We start from the raw sequence: 18,928 nt of genomic DNA, 5'->3' as shown, positions 1-18,928 counted from the left end.
TCGCGGATTGATTCCGCCTCCGGCCACCGGGCGGTTCAACGCACGAAGCGGTAACCCATCCCGGTCTCGGTGATCAGGTGGCGCGGGTGCGCCGGGTCGGGTTCGAGCTTGCGTCGCAGGCCCGCGAGATACACCCGCAGATAGTGCGTCTGGGTGCCGTACGACGGGCCCCACACCTCCTGCAGCAACTCCTTCTGCCCCACCAGTTTTCCCTCGTTGCGCACCAGCATCTCGACGATGCCCCACTCCGTCGGCGTCAGGTGCACCTCCGCACCGTCCCGGGTGACCCGCTTGGCGGACAGGTCGACGGTGAACGATGCGGTCTCGACGACGGGCTGCTCCGTCGACAGCGGCACCGTCGCCCCGCGGCGAACCGCGGCCCGCAGCCGCGCCAGGAATTCATCCATCCCAAAGGGTTTGGTGACATAGTCGTCGGCACCCGCGTCGAGGGCGGCCACCTTGTCGGATGCGTCGGTGCGCGCCGACAGCACGATCACCGGCACCCGCGTCCACCCGCGCAGGCCGGCCAACACCTCGAATCCGTCGATATCGGGAAGCCCCAGATCAAGTATCACGACCTGCGGGTTGGTTTCCGCCGCCGCCCGCAGCGCGCCCGCGCCGCTGGAGGCGGTGGTGACGTCGAATCCCCTCGCCTTCAGATTGATTCGCAACGCCCGAAGGATCTGCGGCTCGTCGTCGACGACCAGCACCCGCACGCGGTTCGCGTCGGCCTCCGCGGAATCACCCCGAGGCGCCGCCGCCGGGGAGTCACTCATGGTCTGCCTCCTGCGCGCTCATCGGTCCGCCGGGTGCGGGCAGGTCGACGATCATCGTCAGTCCGCCACCGGGCGTATCGGCCGCGCTGATCGTACCGCCCATCGCTTCGACGAATCCCTGCGCGACCGAGAGTCCCAGGCCCACACCGGTTGTCGAATCGCGATCGCCGAGACGCTGGAAGGCCGAGAACATCCTCTCCCGATCCTCCGGGGCGACGCCGAAACCGTGGTCGACCACCTCGATCCGGCACTGCACCTCGTCGGTCGGCGCCGCTACGGACCGGAGCGCCGCGCGGACCTCGATCTCGCCATTGCCGTGATGCAACGCATTGTCCACCAGATTCGCGAACACCCGCTCCAGTAGCCCCGGGTCCGCAAGTGCCACAGCGGTATCCAGGTCGAACGAGACGCGTTCCCGCGCACCCTGTCGACGGATGGTCATCATCGCCCGGCCGAGCACCTCGGTGAGATACACCACCCGTAGGTCGGGCCGCACCACACCGGCCGCGAGCCGTGACGAATCGAGCAGATTGCCCACCAGATCGCCGAGCTGGTCGGTGGATTCCTCGATGGTGGCGAGCAGCTCCTCGGTGTCCTCCGGGGAGAACTCCACCTGCTCGGACCGCAGGCTCGAGACCGAGGCCTTGACCGCAGCCAACGGCGTCCGCAGATCATGGCTGACCGCCGACAGCAGCGCACGGCGCAACCGGTCGGTCTCGGCGATCGCCCGGCCGGTCGCGGCTTCCTCGGCGAGACGTTTCTGCTGCACCAGCCCCTCGGCCTGGGTGGCGACCGCAGCCAGCACCCGGCGGTCACCCGCGCCCAGTCGGTTGCCGACCAACCACAGTTCGTATCCGCCATCGGCCGACGCGCAGACCGTGTCGGCATCCTTCGCGCTCGACGCCGGGTCGGCCCCCACCGCGGCTTCCTCGCTCGCCTCGTGGCGGCGCCCCGGTTCGACCCGCACCAGCGACACGGCGCGCTGGTCGTAGGTCTCACGCACCCGTTCGAGCAACGCGGCGACATCCGCACCACGCAACACCGCACCCGAGAACATCGTCAGCAGCTCCGCCTCCCGGCTCGCGTGCAGGGCTTCGCGACGTCGTTTGCTGGCCGAGTCGACAAGTATCGCAACGGCTATCGCCATCACCAGCATCACCACGATCGAGATGACGTTGTTGAGGTTGCCGATGGTCAGGCTGTAGCGCGGCGACGTGAAGAAGTAGTTCAGCAGCAGACTGGAAACGATGGCCGACAGCGCCGCCGGACCGATACCGCCGAGCAGCGACACCGCAAGCACGCCCACGAAATACAGCGCCGATTCACTGGCGAAGCCGAGCCATCGGTCGACGATCATCATCGCGCCGGTCAGCAACGCCGGAATCACCACTGCGAACACCCAACTGAGCGGGCGATGGAACCGGGTGTCGCGGATATCCAAGGGGTTGCGCTGCTTCACCTGATCGTGCGTCACGATGTGCACATCGATCTTGCCGGACAGGCGAACCACCGAGGAGCCGACGCCCTCGTCGAAGAACCGCTGCCAGCGTGATCGGCGCGACGTGCCGATCACCAGTTGGGTGGCATTGACCCCGCGGGCGAACTCGAGCAACGTCTCCGGAATGTCGTCGCCGACGACCGTATGGATCTTCGCTCCGAAACCCTTTGCCAGCTCGGCGAGTTCGGCCATGTCGACGGCGCCGCGGTCGAGCAGGCCATCACCCCGCACGACATGGACGACGACCAGTTCCGCACTCGACCGGGACGCGATCCGGGTCGCCCGGCGCAACAACGTCGCCGACTCCGCGCCGCCGGTGATCGCCACCACCACCCGCTCGCGCGCCTCCCATGTCTCGGTGATCGCATGGGATGCTCGGTAATCGGCGAGCGAGTCGTCGACGCGATCGGCCAGCCACAGCAGCGCCAGCTCCCGCAGCGCGGTGAGATTGCCCTGCCGGAAATAGTTCGACAGTGCTCCACCGATCCGGTCGCCTGGGTACACCTTGCCGACCGAAAGTCGTTGGCGCAGCGCCTCCGGCGCGATGTCGACGAGCTCGATCTCGTCGGCGGCGCGCACGATGTCATCGGGAACGGTCTCGCGCTGCGGCACCCCGGTGATCTGATAGACGACGTCGTTGAGGCTCTCCAGATGCTGGATGTTGACCGTCGACAGGACGTCGATTCCGGCGTCGAGCAGATCGGCGATGTCTTCCCAGCGCTTGGCGTTTCGGCTGCCGGGCGGATTGGTGTGTGCCAGCTCGTCGACCAGCACCACCTGCGGGGCGCGGGCCAGAACCGCCCCGAGATCCATGTCGTGCAGGATCGTTCCGCGATATTCCACGACGCGCGGCGGCACCTGCTCGATCCCGTCCAGCATGTCAGCGGTGGCCGAACGCCCGTGCGTCTCAACGACTGCGGCGACGACGTCGCGGCCCTCGGCCAGCAGTACATGCGCCTGCGCCAGCATCTCGTACGTCTTGCCGACGCCCGGTGCGCAGCCGAGATAGATCCGCAGCGAGCCGCGCTTGGCGACTCGCTGCGGACCATCACTTGAGGTGCTCACCTCACGATCTTGGCCCTCATCGATCGTGATTTCCACCAGCCCCCTACCCGGCGCAGCCGGGGGCGATGTGCCCCAGGGCGATATTGACCTTGAGCACATTCACCTGCTGCTGTCCGAGAAAGCCCCACTGCCGGTCATCGGTATTGGCGTCGATGATCGATTGCACCTGCTGGGCGCTTTTGTGGGTGGCGGCGGCGATCCGCGGCACCTGAATCCTCGCGTAGGCGGGACTGATCGCCGGATCGAGTCCGGAGCCGGACCCAGTGACCGCATCGACCGGTACCGCCGCAGGCGAGACGTTCTCCCGCTTGGCGATGATCTCGCGTCGCTGCTCGATCCAGCCCGCCAGCTTCTCGCTCGACGGCCCCTGCTGGCTGCCGCCGGAGCTGTCGGCCGAACCGGGAGCCATCGGGTCGTCCGTCGGCGACGACGAGCCGATCACCCGCGCATGCAGATACCCGTCGGGCTGCCCCGCCGGCGCCTGCGGATCGATACCGAGCAACTGCGAGCCGACCACACAGCCGGCCCGGTCATGGGCCTTCGATCCCTCCGCCATTCCGGGGCCGATCCGAGACACACCCCATACCACCGCCGGGTAGATGAACCCGAGCACGATCGTCATCCCGATCAGGACCAACAGCCCGACCCAGGCCTGACGAACCAGAACCATCGAAAAACGCATTGCTATCAACCCATTCCCGGTAGGAAGCGCACGACCAGATCGATCAACCAGATGCCGATGAACGGCGAGACGACCCCGCCGATGCCGTAGATCAACAGGTTTCGCCCGAGCAGCTGCGACGCCGAAGATGGCCGGTATCGAACACCCTTGAGCGACAACGGGATCAGCGCGATGATGATCAACGCATTGAAGATCACCGCCGATGTGATCGCCGACTGCGCCGAATGCAGGTGCATGATGTTGAGCCGGTCGAGCTTCGGATAGATGCCGCTGAACAGCGCCGGCAGGATCGCGAAGTACTTGGCCAGATCGTTCGCCAGCGAGAACGTCGTCAGCGCACCGCGGGTGATCAGCAACTGCTTGCCGATCGCCACGACCTCGATCAGCTTGGTTGGATCGGAGTCGAGGTCGACCATGTTGCCGGCCTCTTTCGCGGCCGACGTTCCCGTGTTCATCGCCAAGCCGACATCCGCCTGCGCCAGCGCCGGAGCATCATTCGTGCCGTCGCCGGTCATCGCGACCAGGCGACCGCCCTCCTGCTCCCTCCGGATCAGCGCGAGCTTGTCCTCCGGCGTGGCCTCGGCGACGAAATCGTCGACTCCTGCCTCGCGGGCGATCGCGGTCGCGGTGAGCGGGTTGTCGCCGGTCACCATCACGGTCCGGATGCCCATCTCCCGCATCTGCGCGAACCGCTGCGTCATACCGGGTTTCACCACATCCGACAGCGCGATCACGCCGAGCACCCGCGCCGGGCCGGTACCCGTCTGCACGCCGACCACGAGCGGCGTGCCGCCGCCGGTGGAAATGGCGGTCACGGCCTCGGTCACCTCCGGCCCGACCGTGGTGCCGGTAGCGGTCGCCCAGTTGATCAGCGAGTCGGTGGCGCCCTTGCGCACGCTCACCGCCGGCCGTTCGGCGGCGGCCGGAATATCCAGGCCGCTCATCCGGGTCTGCGCCGTGAACGGCACGATCGTCGCCGTGGTCGACACGTTCTCGAACTCGCCTGCGTCGACACCGAACTCGGCGGTGCACAGCTCCAGGATCGACCGTCCCTCCGGGGTGTCGTCCGCGAGACTCGACTGGTAGGCCGCGCGCGCCAACTCGTCGATGGTCACGCCGTCGGCCGGATGCAGCGCGGTCGCGCGACGATTGCCGAAGGTGATGGTGCCGGTCTTGTCCATCAACAGCGTGTCGATGTCCCCGGCGGCCTCGACCGCCCGGCCCGACATCGCCAGCACGTTGCGCTGCACCAGCCGGTCCATGCCCGCGATACCGATCGAGGACAGCAGCGCGCCGATCGTCGTCGGGATCAGACATACCAGCAGCGCAATGAGTTTCACGCCGTCAGGGGTCTGGCCCGTGTACTGCTGCATCGGCCCGATCGCCACGACGGCGAGCAGGAAGATGATCGTGAGGCTGGCGAGCAGGATATCCAGCGCGATCTCGTTCGGCGTCTTCTTGCGTGCGGCGCCCTCGACGAGCGCGATCATCCGGTCGACGAACGACTCGCCGGGCTGCGTGGTGATCTGCACGACGATCCGGTCCGAGAGCACCGTGGTGCCGCCCGTGACGGCGCTGCGATCACCGCCGGATTCGCGGATCACCGGTGCCGACTCACCCGTGATCGCCGATTCGTCCACGGTGGCAATGCCTTCCACGACGTCCCCGTCGCCGGCGATGGTCTCCCCCGCCTCGACGACGATCCGGTCGCCGATGGTGAGCTCGCTGCCCGGCACCTCGGTGATCTCACCACCCGGGCCGAGCCGTCGGGCCATGGTGTCGCGCTTCACCTTTCGCAGGCTGGCGGCCTGCGCTTTGCCGCGGCCCTCGGCGACAGCCTCGGCGAGATTCGCGAAGATCACGGTGAACCACAGCCAGAACGTCACCGCCCACGCGAAGATCGACGGGTGCCAGCAGGCCAGGACGGTGGTGACGATCGCGCCGATGTAGACGACGAACATCACCGGGTTGCGCGCCTGCGCACGCGGCGTGAGCTTCCTGATCGCGTCCGGGGTGGCCTTGATCAGCTGCATCGGCTCGAACGCGCCGCTGTGCACCAGCGTCGACTCGGCCTCGATGGCGTTGTCCGCCACCGGTTCCACTCCCGGAGCAGGGGTCGTAATGGTCATGAAAGCGCCTCCGCGATCGGGCCCAGCGCAAGCGCCGGGAAGAAGGTCAGGCCGGCGACCAGCACGACGGTGCCGAACAGCAGCGCGCCGTAGAGCACTCCGTGCGTCGGCAGCGTCGCCACCGACTCAGCGTGCCGGCGACTGGAACGCGACACCTTCGCGTCCGCGACGACATCCGCCTTCGGGTGCTGCATCGCCAATCGTCCGGCCAGGGCCAGGGTGAAGACGATGGGCAGATATCGACCCAGCAGCATGCAGAACCCGAGTGACGTCTGGAACCAGTCACTGGTCACTGTGAGACCGCCGAACGCGCTGCCGTTGTTGTTGGACGCAGAAGTAAAGGCGTACAGCACTTCTGAATACCCGTGCATCGCACTCGGCGAGCCATGATCGCCGCTGTTGGCCATGAATCCGGTGGTCGAATTCAGCACCATCGTGATCGCGGTGCCGGTGAGCACCAGCGCGGGCATCACCAGGATCGACAGCGCGGCCATCGTGACCTCGTGCTGACCGATCTTCTTACCGAGGAAATGCGGTGTTCGCCCGACCAGGAGCCCGCCCACGAAGACGGCGATGATCGCCAGGATCAACATGCCGTAGAGCCCGGTGCCGGTACCGCCGGGCGCAACCTCGCCGAGCAGCATGTTCCAGATCACCGCACCACCGCCGGCAGCCGAGAAGCTGTCGTGCTGCGCATTGACTGCGCCGGTGGATGTTCCGCTGGTCGCGACCGCGAACAGCGCTGATGCGGGGATGCCGAAGCGCTGCTCCTTGCCCTCCATCATCGCGCCCGCGGCCTTGGCCGCGGCGCCGTGCGTGTGCTCCTCGAACCACCAGGTGATCGCGAGAATCGCGGCGAACAGCGAGGCCATCACGCCCAGGATCGTGTTGCCCTGGCGGCGGTCGCCGACCATCGTGCCGTAGGTGCGGGTCAGGCAGACCGGAATGATCAGCAGCGCAAGAATTTCCACGACATTCGACAGCGGCGTCGGGTTCTCGAACGGATGCGCCGAGTTGGCCGCGTAGGTGCCGCCACCGTTGGTGCCGAGCTCCTTGATCGCCTCCTGCGACGCGAACGGACCCACGACGGCGTGCCCCGACGACCCGTCGAGATTGGTGAATCCCCAGCCGCTCTTGAACGACTGCACCACTCCTTGTGTCAGCAGGATCACGGCGACCAGCACCGCGAGCGGCAGCAGGATGCGAAAGACGCTGCGGGTCAGGTCGACCCAGAAGTTGCCGATCTGGCCGTCCCCCTTGCGGGCGATCAACCCACGGATCAGCGCGACCGCGACCGCGATACCGACGGCCGCCGACACGAAGTTCTGCACCGCCAGGCCGGCCATGTTGCTGAAATTGCTCATCACCGCTTCGGGCGAATACGACTGCCAGTTGGTATTCGTGACGAACGAGACCGCGGTGTTGAACGCCACCGCCGGCGTCACGCCCGGTTTTCCGCCGGACATCGGCAGGTGGCCCTGCAACCGCTGCAACAGGTACAGCACCACCACGCTGACGAAGGCGAAGGACAGAGTTGCGGCTGCGTAGCCGCTCCAGGTCTGCTGACGCTTCGGGTCGACCCGGACCGCGCGGTAGAACCACCGCTCGGGCCTCAGGTCACGCAGACCGGTGAAGACGCGCGCCATGTAGTCGCCCAGTGGGACGTACACGACGGCGAGGACGAACAGCACCGCTACCAGTTGGAGGGTGCTGGCCAATGCCGGATTCACTCGCTAGAACCTCTCGGGGAAGATCAGCGCCACCAATAGATAGAGGGCGATGACAACGGACAACACCAGCAGCACGACATTCGTCGCACCGTCGGTGGTCATCGGGACATCCGGGCCGCTACGGCCCGCAGCACCAGCGCGCACGCGCCGAAGCCGCCCAGCATTGCCAGGGTGTAGGACAGGTCAGCCATTGGAGTTCCTCTCGTCTGTGCTCGCAGACGATGATGGGACGCAAAATGCGCCAGGGACCCGCCGTTAACGAGCTCCTGACGCGCTGACCTGAGGGATTTACGGAATCTTGACGGGCGGCCCGGCTATCCCGACGACGTCAAAATCGCGGCGCGCGCTGGCAGCGCGGGCAGTAGAACGAACTCCGGTTCATGAACTGCTCGCGGCGCATCACCGCGCCGCAGCGGCGACACGGCTCGCCTTCGCGCCCATAAGCGTTCAGCGACCGCACGAAGTAGCCGGACTCGCCATTGACGTTCACGTAGAGCTCGTCGAAGGAAGTGCCGCCCTGCGACAGCGCGTCGGTCATCACCTCGGCCGCATGCCCGAGCACCTCGCCCACCTGCGCGCGGCTCAGGCGAGCGGTCTCCCGCCGGCCGTGCAGCCGCGCCCGCCACAGGGCCTCGTCGGCATAGATGTTGCCGATGCCGGACACCATCGTCTGATCCAGCAGCGCGCGTTTGATCTCGGTGTCGCGGCCGCGAACTCGCGCGACGGCATCGGCGAGGTCGTAGTTCGGATCGAACGGGTCCGGCGCGATATGGGCGATGGTCGACGGCACCCGCACCGCCTCGCCCGTGACCGCGGCCGGCCAGGCGTCATCGACGAGCTCGTCGATCATCCAGCCGCCGAAGGTGCGTTGATCGACGAATCGCAGCTGCCGCCCGTCATCGAGGTCCGCGACGACGCGGGCGTGCGTTTGCCGTGCGTCGGCGGCGTCGTTGATCAGCATCTGACCGCTCATGCCCAGGTGTACGACGACGGCCAGCGGGTCGACGGAACCCGGACCCTGCACCTGGAGCCACATGTATTTGCCCCGCCGGTTCACCGAATCGACTCGGGCACCGGACAATTGACCGCGGAAGTCGGCCGGGCCCGCAATGTGCCGCCGGATCGCCCGCGGATGCAGGACGTCGACCGCCGACAGGGTGCGACCGACCACATGCTTGGCCAGGCCGCGCCGGACCACCTCGACCTCGGGAAGTTCAGGCATCGCTGGGTGTCCGTCTGATCAGTCGTCGGCGGGCGCGGTCTCGGACAGCTGCCGCCAGGCCGCGGCGGCCGCCTTCTGCTCGGCTTCCTTCTTCGTCCGCCCGACGCCGACGCCGTGATCGGCGCCGCCGACCACCACGGTCGCCGTGAATTCCTTGCTGTGGTCGGGGCCGGTGGAGCTGATGCGGTAGCTCGGCACTCCCCGCCCCTGCTGCGCGGTCAGCTCCTGCAGCGAGGTCTTCCAGTCCAGTGCCGCACCGAGTTTCGCCGATCGGGCCAGCTGCGGCGCGAACAGCCGCAGGATCACCTCGCGCGATGGCTCCAGCCCGTGCTCCAGATAGATCGCGCCGAGCAGCGCCTCCACGCAGTCGGCCAGGATGCTGACCTTCTCGCGGCCGCCGGTGAGCAGCTCCCCCTTGCCGAGAAGCACGTGCTCGCCGACGCCGAGCGTCTGCGCGACCTCCGCGAGCGCATGCATGTTGACCACGCTCGCCCGGATCTTCGCCAGTTCGCCCTCGGGCTTCTCGGGATTGTCCCGGTAGAGCTTCTCGGTGATGACGATGCCGAGCACCGAATCGCCGAGGAATTCCAGACGCTCGTTGGGCGGGAGTCCGCCCTGCTCGTACGCGAACGACCGATGCGTCATCGCCAGCATCAGCATGTCCGGCGTCAGATCGATCCCGAGCGCCTTCGTCATCTCGGCGTGCGCGCGTTCCGGGAGCGCCTTGGGCGCGAATTTCTTGGAGCTCACAGTTATTTCGAGTCCTCGTCGCCGGGGCCGAGCTTGTCGGCGAGCTTGGCCCAGCGCGGATCGATCTTGTCGTGATGGTGGCCGGCCTCGGCGACCGCGAGCCGGATGCCGCAGTCCGGGCACAACCCCGGGCAGTCCTCGCGACACAGCGGTACCAGCGGCAGCTCCAGCCCGACCACATCGTTGATGGCCTGTTCGAGGTCGATCAGGTCACCGGCGATCCGGTAGATCTCCTCTTCGTCGGTGGTCGCCTCGGTCTCACTGCCCGGGTAGGCGAACAGCTCGGTGAGATACACGTTGACGGTGCCGGTGATCGGGTCCAGGCAGCGCGCGCACTGGCCGGTGGTGTCGCCGCTGACGGTGCCGGTGACCAGCACGCCCTCGCTTACCGACTGCAGGCTCAGATCCAGGTCGATCGGGGTGCCGGGCGCGATGGACAGCATCTCGGCGCCGATCTTGTGACCTGCCTCGACCGTGCGATGCACCTGCTCCATCGAGCCGGCCCGTCGGCCCAGCGACCGGATGTCCACGACGAATGGACCCGACCGGTCTACTACCTCATGCTCTCGATGCTCTCGCGACACAAGCGCCGAGTTTACCGCCGACAACGACAGGAAGCTGCGACCCACACGGGCCGCAGCTTCCTGAGAAAGACGATCTGATCAGACGGCGACGCCGGCACCCATCTCATGCGCCTCGCGCCGGTCGGCCATCCGCGGATGTTCGGCGTAATCGTGCACACCGGCGCCCGTCCGCAGCTGCTGACGTCCGCGGCTGACCGACCGCATCGTGGCGGTGAGGATCTCCTCGAAGTCGGCCAGCTTGTTGTCCACGTACACGTCGCACTCGCCGCGCAACCGGTCCGCTTCGGCGTGGCCCTGATCGATGACCCGCTCCGACTCGGCCCGTGCCGCGGCGACGACCTCGGTGTCGGACACCAGTCGCTGCTGCTCGGCGATACCGTCGGCGACCGACTTCTCGTAGTTGGCGTTGCCGGCCTCGATCATCCGGTCCGACTCGGCGCGAGCCCGGCCGGTCACGGACTCGTACTCGCGCTGCGCCGCGGCCAGAGTGCGGTCGGCTTCGGCCTTCGCCTCGGTGACCAACTGCCCGGCGTGCGCGTTGGCCTCGGCGACCATGCGATCGGCCTGCGCCTTGGCGTCGGCCAGGATCCGGTCGGCGTCGGCCAGGGCATGCGACACGGTCGACTCGGCCTCCGAGTTCGCCTTCGCTACCGTCGACTCGGCGTGCTCCCGGGCCGAACCGATGAGTTCGTCCTTCTGGTCGAGCACATCCTGCGCGTCGTCCAGGTCGCCCGGGATGGCGTCCTTGATGTCATCGAGCAGTTCCAGAACGTCGCCACGTGGGACCACACAGCCGGCGGTCATCGGCATGCCGCGCGCCTCTTCGACGATCGCGCCCAGCTCATCCAGTGCTTCGAATACCCGATACACAGCTACCTACCTTGTGGTTGGTGTTATTTATTGATGCCATTGTGCCTAAAGTGACGGTTGAGGCTCGGGAGCTCCGCCGGTGTGTCGCGCCTGAATCAGCGAAATGGCTGGCCGTGGTCGGCGGATCTGCACCGATAGGCCAAAATTGGGCCGTGACTCGGATCATCGCCGGTACGGCCCGCGGCCGACGGCTGTCGGTACCCGCCGACGGCACCCGCCCCACCTCCGACCGGGTGCGCGAGTCCGTGTTCAACATGTTGAACGCCCGCATCGACCTCGACGACACCGCCGTCCTCGATCTATATGCCGGCTCCGGAGCGCTGGGGCTGGAGGCGCTCTCCCGCGGCGCGGCGCACGCGGCGCTGGTCGAAAGCGATGCCGCCGCGGCCCGCACCATCACCGGCAACATCGCGTCCACGGCGCTGACCGGCGCGGAGGTGATCCGGCAGCCCGTTGAGAAACTGGTGTCGCGGCACGCGACCCGGCGCTACGACATCGTGCTGCTCGATCCGCCCTACGCGAAGTCGGGCGACGAACTCGCCGGCGTGCTCGCAGATCTCGTCCGGAACGGCTGGCTCGCCGACGACGCATACGTAGTCGTCGAGCGCGGCCGCCGGGCCGGTGAACTGCAGTGGCCCGACGGTCTGGAGCCCGAGCAGACCAAGAAGTACGGCGACACCGTGGTGATATTCGCCGTGGCCAGGTAACAGTCGGACTGTTACCTGGCTACATTGATCTGCATGAGTGAGCGGCAGCGAGCGAATCATCAGACACAGCGCGGATGTGCCTCATTCGCGCACGGAGCGAAGCGAGTACGCGGATGAGCTCAGCTGTTTGTCCCGGGTCATTCGATCCGATCACCTCAGGGCACCTGTACGTCATCGAGCGCGCCGCCCAGCGTTTCGACGAGCTGGTCGTCGCGGTCACGGTCAACCCATACAAGCAGGGGTTGTTCAGCACCGAGGAACGCATCGAGCTGATCCAGGAAGTCACCGCACACCTGCCCAACGTCCGCGTGGACTCGACCACCGGACTGATCGTCGACTACGTGCGCGCACAGGGCATGTCCACCATCGTCAAGGGCCTGCGCAACGGCGTCGACTTCGAGTACGAGCAGCCGATGGCCCAGATGAATCGCGAGATGACCGGCTGCGAAACCATTTTCATGCTCACCGATCCGGCGCTGGCGCATGTCTCCAGCTCGCTGATGAAGGAAGTGGCCAAGCTCGGCGGCGACGTCGAACGGTTCGTCCCGGCCGCGGTCCACAAGCGCCTGCTTGCCAAATTCGCCTGACACCATGGCCCGCGTCGTGGTCGTAGGCAGCATCAATGTCGACGTCTCCGTGCGATCGGCGACGCTGCCGCGGCCCGGCGAGACGCTGCTCGGCTCGGATCTGCGGATCGGGTTGGGCGGCAAGGGCGCCAATCAGGCCGTCGCGGCGCGGTACGCGGGAGCCGAGGTACAGCTGATCGGCGCCGTCGGCGACGACGAGTTCGGCCGCTTCGCGCTCGCCGAACTGACGCGCCGCGGTGTCGACGTCGGTCGCGTTCGAACCACCTCCGAACCCACCGGCGTCGCGCAGATCACCGTCTCCGACGACGGTGAGAACACCATCGTCGTTGCGCCGGGCGCCAATTCGGCACTCACCGAGCTCACGGATGCCGAGCGCGGCGCGATCGGCGACGCCCAGGTGCTCCTTCTCCAGCTGGAGATCCCCCTCGCGACCACGACCGCGTCGGCGCGGCTGGCAGATGCCAATGGCACCGCGGTCGTCCTCAATCCGTCACCCCTGCAGCCGCTTCCGGACGATCTCGCCGCCAGCACGACGGTGCTCGTGGTGAATGAGTCCGAGGCCGCCGCGCTGCCCGGGTTCAGCACGGCCGCTGCCTCTGATCATCCGCTGCCGAGGTTCGTGATCGTCACCCGCGGAGGCCATGGCGCCAGCGTGCACGAAGTGGGCCACGGCGCGCTCCGGGTACGCACGTCGGCGGTCAATCCGGTCGACACCACCGGGGCGGGCGACGTGTTCGCCGGAACCCTTGCCGCCCACTGGGGTTCGGTAGATGAAATCGACGACCTCCGCACCCCCACCCAGTCCGCGGTCGACGCGGCGACCCGCTCGGTCACCATGCGGGGCACCGGCTTCTGGAACGAGAGTTAGGCGATGACGTGGTCGAACTAGCGGTATGCCTGGCACCCGACACCCCCGACGAAGTACCGGTACTCGCCGACGCCATCACCGGGACCGGCGCTCGACTCGTCCCGCTGGAGCAGGCCCGGGCGCTGGTCTGGACCGGAATGCTGGACGGATTTCCGAATCCGTTGCCCGACAACATCGAGTGGGTGCAGCTCAAGCTGGCCGGCATCGAGTCGTTCCTCGACGCCGGCCTCATCGACGATCGCCGCGTGTGGTCCAACGCCTCAGGCTTCTACGCCGCCAACGTCGCCGAGCATGCGCTCGGCATGCTGATCGCCGGGCTGCATCAGTTCGTCCCGAGCGCCAGGCACGGGTGGGCGAAGGCGGCCATCGACCCGGCCGTGCGGCAGCTGCATGGATCGACCGTGACGATCGTCGGGGCCGGAGGCATTGGGCGCGAGCTGATTCCGCGTCTGGCCGCCTGCGGCGCCCGCGTTCTCGCCGTCAATCGGTCCGGCAGTCCGGTCACGGGCGCGGCCGAGACAGTGCCGGTGACCGAACTCGACTCGGTGTGGGCGCGCACCGACCACGTGGTGATCGCGGCGCCGTCGAATGCGGGCACCCGGCATCTGATCGGCGAGTCCGTGTTCCGAGCTCTGCCGCGCCATGCATGGATCGTCAATGTGGCGCGCGGTCCGCTGGTCGATCAGGACGCGCTGGTGGACGCGCTGCAGGCCGGCGAGATCGCCGGTGCCGCACTCGATGTCACCGATCCCGAGCCGCTGCCCGACGACCATCCGCTGTGGCAGTTCGACAACGTGCTCATCACGCCGCATGTGGCGAACCCGGCCAGTACCCTGCTGGCCACCATGGCCCCGTTCGTCGCCGAGAACATCCGGCGCTTCGTCGCGGGCGAAACGCTACTCGCCCAACGCGATCCGCATCTCGACTACTGAACCAAACCCCATCTGACACGACGAACCCGCACTGCGATCAGTGCGGGTTCGTCGGTTGCTATGGGGTTTCGGTCAGACCGGGACGACCTCGGGCGCCAGCCCGGCCTTCTCCCGCTTCTTCGCCTCGCGCTCGAGCAGGTGCGCGCGGCGCTCCTCGAACTTGAGGACGTCCTTCTCCAGCTTCACCATGTACTCGGCGAGCTGATCGCGAGCCTTCTCACCGCGCGGGCCGAAGTCGTCGCGCTCGAACACGCGCCACTTCGTCAGGACCGGGGTCAGCACCTCGTCCAGGTGCTGGCGCAGATCGTAGATCCCGTGCTTGACCATCAGCACGCCGTGGCGGCGCCAGTTCGGCATGCCCGAGCCCGGCATGTCGAAGCTGGTGATGATCTCCAGCACCGACTCCATCGCCTGGTCCGGCGTGATCTCGAAGCCGGCCTCGGTGATGTTGCGGTAGAACACCGCGTGCAGGTTCTCGTCGGCGGCGATCCGCTTGAGCAGCTGGTCGGCGATCGGGTCATTGCAGACCTTGCCCGTCTGGCGGTGGCTGACGCGGGTCGCGACCTCTTGGATCGTCACGTAGACGACCTGGTCGAGCACGCCCTGGAAACCCTCCGGCGCGTTGACGCCGCGCTCCATGACGATCATCCGCAGCCGCTCGAGCTCCACGGGGTCGACCGCGCGGGTGACCATCAGGTAGTCGCGCATCGCGATGCCGTGGCGGTTCTCCTCGGCGGTCCAGCGGCCGACCCAGGTGCCCCAGGCGCCGTCCAGGCCGAAGTTGTCCTGGATGGTGCGGTGGTACGAGGGCAGGTTGTCCTCGGTCAGCAGGTTGACGATCATCGCCGTCTTGGCCACCTCGGACAGCTTCGACTGCGACGGATCCCAGTCCTCACCGCCCATGTTGGCGAAGTTGCGGCCCTCTTCCCACGGGATGTAATCGTGGGGGCTCCAGTTCTTGGTCACCGTGAGATGCCGGTTGGTCAGGTCTGCAACCACCGGCTCCAGCTCGGTCAGCAGTTCCAGCTCGTTCAGGTCGCGCGCCATCGAAACCTCCAAGGCACCGTTATCAGGACATATGCGCGGCCATTCTACGGCACGAGCCTGTGACGCGGGCGACTTGCACCGGCCGCCGCGTGATCTGGCCCATGTCAGTGCAGCGGCACCAGGTCATCGGCATGAATGACGGGCCGCCGATACTCCTGCGGCAACTCGTCGGTCGACTTGCCGCGCAGTGGCAGCAGCTCGACGGCGTCATACGCGACCATTCCCCGGGCCACGACGCCGCCATGACTGTCGACCACGTCCACGACGTCGCCGCTGGCGAAGTCGCCCTCCACCGACAGGATGCCCGCGGGCAGCAGCGACCGGCGACTCCGCGCGATCGCCGCGCGTGCGCCGTCGTCGACGGCAATCCGTCCCGAGCTCTCGGCGGCGTGCCGCAGCCAGAACTTGCGCGCGGAGAGCCGCTTGGGGCGTGGTTCGAACACCGTGCCCACCGAGGCGTCGCCGAGCGCAGCGTCGACCTCTGCGGCGGCGGCCATCAGGACCGGCACGCCGGAATCGGCCGCGAGCCTGGCCGCCGACAGCTTCGACGCCATGCCTCCGGTACCGATGTGACTGCCCTCGGTGGCCGACACCCCGTCCAGCCGATCGCTCGCCGCGACCTCCCTGATGAATGTCGCATCGGATTTGCGGGGATCCGAGTCATACAGTCCCGGCACGTCCGACAGCAGGACCAGCGCATCGACGCCGGCCAGGTGCGCGACCATCGCCGCGAGTCGGTCGTTGTCGCCGAACCGCAGCTCGTTGGTGGCGACCGTGTCGTTCTCGTTGACGATCGCCACCGCGCCGAGCGACCGCAGCCGGTCCAGGGTCCGCTGCGCGTTCGCGTGATGCGCGCGCAGCGCGATGTCATGGGCCGTCAGCAGCACCAGCCCGACCACGCGGTCGAACCGGCCGAACGACGTCGACCAGGCGTGCGCGAGCTGCAACTGCCCCACGCTGGCCGCCGCCTGCTTGGTCGCCAGATCGGTCGGCCGCTTCTTCAGCCCGAGCGGTGCCACACCACTGCCGACGGCGCCCGACGACACCACGATCACGTCGGTGCCGGCCCGCATGCGGCGTTCCAGTGCCGCCGCCAGCCGATCGAGCCGCTCGGTGTCGAGGCCCTCGGCCAGATCCGTCAGGGCCGACGAACCGATCTTGACCACAATGCTTTTCGCGTTGGCGATGGCCAGCCGGGTGGGGCTGTCGAACGGACTCGTGACGACGCCCAACTCGGCGTCATCACCCGTTCGTGCTTCTCTCCCGGCGGAGAGGTCAGTCATCGCCGTGCTCCTGCGGCCCGCCGAGATCGTGCGGCTGCCTCCGCGCCTTGCGCGCGAGCTTGCGCTCGGCCGCACCGATCCGGTCGTTGGACTCGAGACGGATGTCGGTCCCGCGACCGGTGATCGGCACGTCGTCGCCCATCCCGACGGTGGGCTCCCACTCGAACGTCATATCGCCGATGGTCACGGGCGCACCAGGCTCGGCGCCCAGCTTGGTCAGCTCATCCTCGACGCCCAGACGGTTGAGCCGGTCGGCCAGATAGCCCACAGCCTCGTCGTTGTCGAACTGCGTCTGCCGGACCCAACGCTCGGGGCGCACACCCCGCACGATGAACCCGCCTGGGTTCGTGGGATCCGCGATCACCTCGAAGCCGGACTCGTCGATCGCCACCGGACGGATCACCGGGCGGCGCGGGGCCGCCTTCGGCTGCGCGTCCCGGTACTCGCGCACCTGCTTGGCCAGCGCATAGGTGAGCTGCTCCAGCCCCTTGTGCGCCACCGCCGACACCTCGAATACCGGCCAACCGCGCTGTGCCAGCTCCGGTTTCACCAGATCGGCCAGCTCTTGCGCGTCGGGGACGTCGATCTTGTTGAGGATGACCACCCGGGGCCGCTCGGAGAGATCCCCCAGCCCGACGTCATTCGCCAACGCCGGCTGGTACGCGGCTAGTTCCGCCTCGAGAGCATCGATGTCCGACAAAGGATCCCGGCCGGGTTCGAGCGTCGCGCAGTCCACGACATGCGCGAGCACCGCGCATCGCTCGATGTGCCGCAGGAACTCCAGCCCCAGGCCCTTGCCGTCGGCCGCGCCGGGAATGAGGCCCGGGACGTCGGCGATGGTGAAAACGTCTGTGCCACCGGTGTTTACGACACCGAGATTCGGGGCCAACGTGGTGAACGGGTAGTCGGCGATCTTCGGCTTGGCCGCCGAGAGCACCGACACGAGCGACGATTTGCCGGCGGATGGGAAACCCAGCAGGCCCACATCGGCGACGGATTTGAGCTCCAGCAGCAGGTCTCGTTCGGCACCGCCCTCGCCGAGCAGTGCGAAACCGGGGGCCTTGCGCGCCCGCGACACCAGCGCCGCGTTGCCCAGGCCGCCGCGGCCGCCCTCGGCGGCGACGAACTCGGTGCCCTCGCCGACCAGGTCGGCCAGCATGCGCCCGTCGGTGTCGAGCACGACGGTGCCGTCAGGCACCTTCAGGACCAGGTCCTCGCCGTTGGCGCCGTTGCGATTGGCGCCCATCCCGGGCTTGCCGTTGGAGGCCTTGGCGTGCGGGCGGAAGTGGAAATCGAGCAGCGTATGCACCTGCGGATCGACGACGAGCCTCACGCTGCCGCCATGCCCGCCATTGCCGCCGTCCGGACCGCCAAGCGGCTTGAACTTCTCTCGATGCACGGAGGAACAGCCATGCCCACCGTTGCCGGCATGCGCGTGAATGGTCACCCGATCAACAAAGCGAGACAAGGAACGTCACCTCCTGCGATAGAAGCTACTGGAAAGACAAAGGCGGGCCTGGGATTCACCCATGGCCCGCCTGTGTCGGAAGTTGTCGGTCAGGCCGAAACTTCCACTGGCTCAATGTTCACGGTCTTGCGGCCGCGCTTGGTGCCGAACTTCACCGCGCCCGCCTCGAGGGCGAACAGGGTGTCGTCGCCGCCACGGCCGACATTCACGCCGGGGTGGAAGTGGGTGCCGCGCTGGCGGACCAGGATCTCGCCGGCATTGACCTGCTGGCCGCCGAACCGCTTGACCCCGAGTCGCTTGGCGTTGGAGTCGCGACCGTTGCGCGAGCTGGATGCGCCCTTCTTATGTGCCATGTCTGCAGACTCCCTTTACTTGATGCCCGTGACCTTGACCACGGTCAGCGGCTGCCGGTGGCCCTGCCGCTTGTGGTAGCCGGTCTTGTTCTTGAACTTGTGGATACGGATCTTCGGGCCCTTGACGTGCTCGACGACCTCGGCCGAGACCTTCACCTTGGCCAGAGCATCTGCGTCGGTGGTCAGCGTCGCCCCATCGACGACCAGCGCGACCGGCAGCGACACGCTGCTGCCCGGCTCGACCTCGAGCTTCTCGACCCGCACCAGGTCACCCTCAGCGACCTTGTATTGCTTACCGCCGGTCTTGACGATCGCGTACGTTGCCATCGAACGTTGCCTCTTAGTCCTCGTAGATTCGTATATCTGTCTTGTCGCGG

The 18,928-nt window shown here is 67.4% G+C and carries 19 protein-coding genes; 4 read left to right on the top strand and 15 right to left on the bottom strand.

The genetic code is table 11. The features are described 5' to 3' along the window. Nucleotides 1-35 precede the first annotated feature (35 nt). The 10 genes from G341_RS0113215 to G341_RS22015 all read right to left on the bottom strand — a co-directional run bounded on the left by G341_RS0113215 (nt 36) and on the right by G341_RS22015 (nt 11,306). Entirely contained in the window at nt 36-776 is a 741-nt protein-coding gene (locus tag G341_RS0113215) for a response regulator (protein WP_018179623.1), read from the bottom strand. Beyond that, nucleotides 769-3,339, bottom strand: coding sequence for a sensor histidine kinase (locus G341_RS0113210; protein ID WP_051092811.1), 2,571 nt, complete (start codon nt 3,337-3,339; stop codon nt 769-771). Before G341_RS0113210 ends, G341_RS0113215 begins: the two co-directional genes overlap by 8 nt. Before the next feature lie 43 nt (nt 3,340-3,382). Further along, a complete protein-coding gene (locus tag G341_RS0113205; protein WP_026303630.1) occupies nt 3,383-4,021 on the bottom strand; it encodes a potassium-transporting ATPase subunit C in 639 nt (212 codons plus the stop codon). A 5-nt stretch (nt 4,022-4,026) separates the two neighbouring features. Next, nucleotides 4,027-6,150: a potassium-transporting ATPase subunit KdpB gene (gene kdpB, locus G341_RS0113200; protein WP_026303629.1), complete on the bottom strand. Its 2,124-nt coding sequence runs from the start codon at nt 6,148-6,150 to the stop codon at nt 4,027-4,029. Beyond that, nucleotides 6,147-7,880, bottom strand: coding sequence for a potassium-transporting ATPase subunit KdpA (gene kdpA, locus G341_RS0113195; RefSeq protein WP_018179619.1), 1,734 nt, complete (start codon nt 7,878-7,880; stop codon nt 6,147-6,149). The genes kdpB and kdpA overlap by 4 nt, the downstream gene beginning before the upstream one ends. 3 nt (nt 7,881-7,883) lie before the next feature. Then, nucleotides 7,884-7,982, bottom strand: a complete 99-nt coding sequence (locus tag G341_RS23530) for a potassium-transporting ATPase subunit F (RefSeq protein WP_018179618.1) — start codon at nt 7,980-7,982, stop codon at nt 7,884-7,886. A 226-nt stretch (nt 7,983-8,208) separates the two neighbouring features. Continuing rightward, the gene (gene mutM / locus G341_RS0113180; RefSeq protein WP_018179616.1) at nt 8,209-9,102 is read right to left on the bottom strand and encodes a bifunctional DNA-formamidopyrimidine glycosylase/DNA-(apurinic or apyrimidinic site) lyase; all 894 of its coding nucleotides are present in this window, start codon (nt 9,100-9,102) and stop codon (nt 8,209-8,211) included. An 18-nt stretch (nt 9,103-9,120) separates the two neighbouring features. Further along, on the bottom strand, nt 9,121-9,798 hold the full coding sequence (gene rnc, locus G341_RS0113175) for a ribonuclease III (RefSeq protein ID WP_051092808.1): 678 nt from the start codon (nt 9,796-9,798) through the stop codon (nt 9,121-9,123). A 56-nt stretch (nt 9,799-9,854) separates the two neighbouring features. Next, nucleotides 9,855-10,346 carry a YceD family protein gene (locus tag G341_RS0113170; RefSeq protein ID WP_155826968.1) on the bottom strand — a complete coding sequence of 164 codons (492 nt, stop codon included), beginning with the start codon at nt 10,344-10,346 and terminating at the stop codon, nt 9,855-9,857. A 168-nt stretch (nt 10,347-10,514) separates the two neighbouring features. Then, nucleotides 10,515-11,306 carry a DivIVA domain-containing protein gene (locus G341_RS22015; protein WP_018179613.1) on the bottom strand — a complete coding sequence of 264 codons (792 nt, stop codon included), beginning with the start codon at nt 11,304-11,306 and terminating at the stop codon, nt 10,515-10,517. 152 nt (nt 11,307-11,458) lie between these two features. On the opposite strand from G341_RS22015, the gene rsmD reads away from it, so the two are divergent. From rsmD to G341_RS0113145, 4 genes are all read left to right on the top strand, one after another. Then, a complete protein-coding gene (gene rsmD, locus G341_RS0113160; RefSeq protein ID WP_018179612.1) occupies nt 11,459-12,013 on the top strand; it encodes a 16S rRNA (guanine(966)-N(2))-methyltransferase RsmD in 555 nt (184 codons plus the stop codon). 113 nt (nt 12,014-12,126) lie between these two features. Next, nucleotides 12,127-12,600 (top strand): pantetheine-phosphate adenylyltransferase, encoded by a 474-nt coding sequence (coaD, locus tag G341_RS0113155; RefSeq protein WP_018179611.1) that lies wholly within the window; start codon nt 12,127-12,129, stop codon nt 12,598-12,600. Nucleotides 12,601-12,604: 4 nt separating this feature from the next. Beyond that, on the top strand, nt 12,605-13,468 hold the full coding sequence (locus tag G341_RS0113150) for a ribokinase (protein ID WP_018179610.1): 864 nt from the start codon (nt 12,605-12,607) through the stop codon (nt 13,466-13,468). 8 nt (nt 13,469-13,476) lie between these two features. Then, a complete protein-coding gene (locus G341_RS0113145; RefSeq protein WP_018179609.1) occupies nt 13,477-14,400 on the top strand; it encodes a D-isomer specific 2-hydroxyacid dehydrogenase family protein in 924 nt (307 codons plus the stop codon). A 72-nt stretch (nt 14,401-14,472) separates the two neighbouring features. Here the strand turns inward: G341_RS0113145 and G341_RS0113140 are convergent, their stop codons facing one another. The 5 genes from G341_RS0113140 to rplU form a co-directional block, all read right to left on the bottom strand. Beyond that, nucleotides 14,473-15,447, bottom strand: a complete 975-nt coding sequence (locus tag G341_RS0113140) for an acyl-ACP desaturase (RefSeq protein ID WP_018179608.1) — start codon at nt 15,445-15,447, stop codon at nt 14,473-14,475. A 104-nt stretch (nt 15,448-15,551) separates the two neighbouring features. Further along, nucleotides 15,552-16,730, bottom strand: a complete 1,179-nt coding sequence (proB, locus tag G341_RS0113135; RefSeq protein WP_081622531.1) for a glutamate 5-kinase — start codon at nt 16,728-16,730, stop codon at nt 15,552-15,554. Beyond that, entirely contained in the window at nt 16,723-18,198 is a 1,476-nt protein-coding gene (obgE, locus tag G341_RS0113130; RefSeq protein ID WP_026303627.1) for a GTPase ObgE, read from the bottom strand. The genes proB and obgE overlap by 8 nt, the downstream gene beginning before the upstream one ends. Nucleotides 18,199-18,287: 89 nt before the next feature. Continuing rightward, entirely contained in the window at nt 18,288-18,551 is a 264-nt protein-coding gene (gene rpmA, locus G341_RS0113125) for a 50S ribosomal protein L27 (RefSeq protein WP_018179605.1), read from the bottom strand. Nucleotides 18,552-18,566: 15 nt separating this feature from the next. Continuing rightward, complete coding sequence (gene rplU, locus G341_RS0113120; protein ID WP_018179604.1) at nt 18,567-18,878, bottom strand: 50S ribosomal protein L21; 312 nt, start codon at nt 18,876-18,878, stop codon at nt 18,567-18,569. Between the last annotated feature and the right edge of the window lie 50 nt (nt 18,879-18,928).

Origin of the sequence: Jongsikchunia kroppenstedtii DSM 45133 (assembly GCF_000380485.1) — a bacterium.
Classification (GTDB): domain Bacteria; phylum Actinomycetota; class Actinomycetes; order Mycobacteriales; family Mycobacteriaceae; genus Jongsikchunia; species Jongsikchunia kroppenstedtii.
Note: the sequence above shows the minus strand (reverse complement) of the source record. Positions and strands in the feature narration are given on the sequence as shown.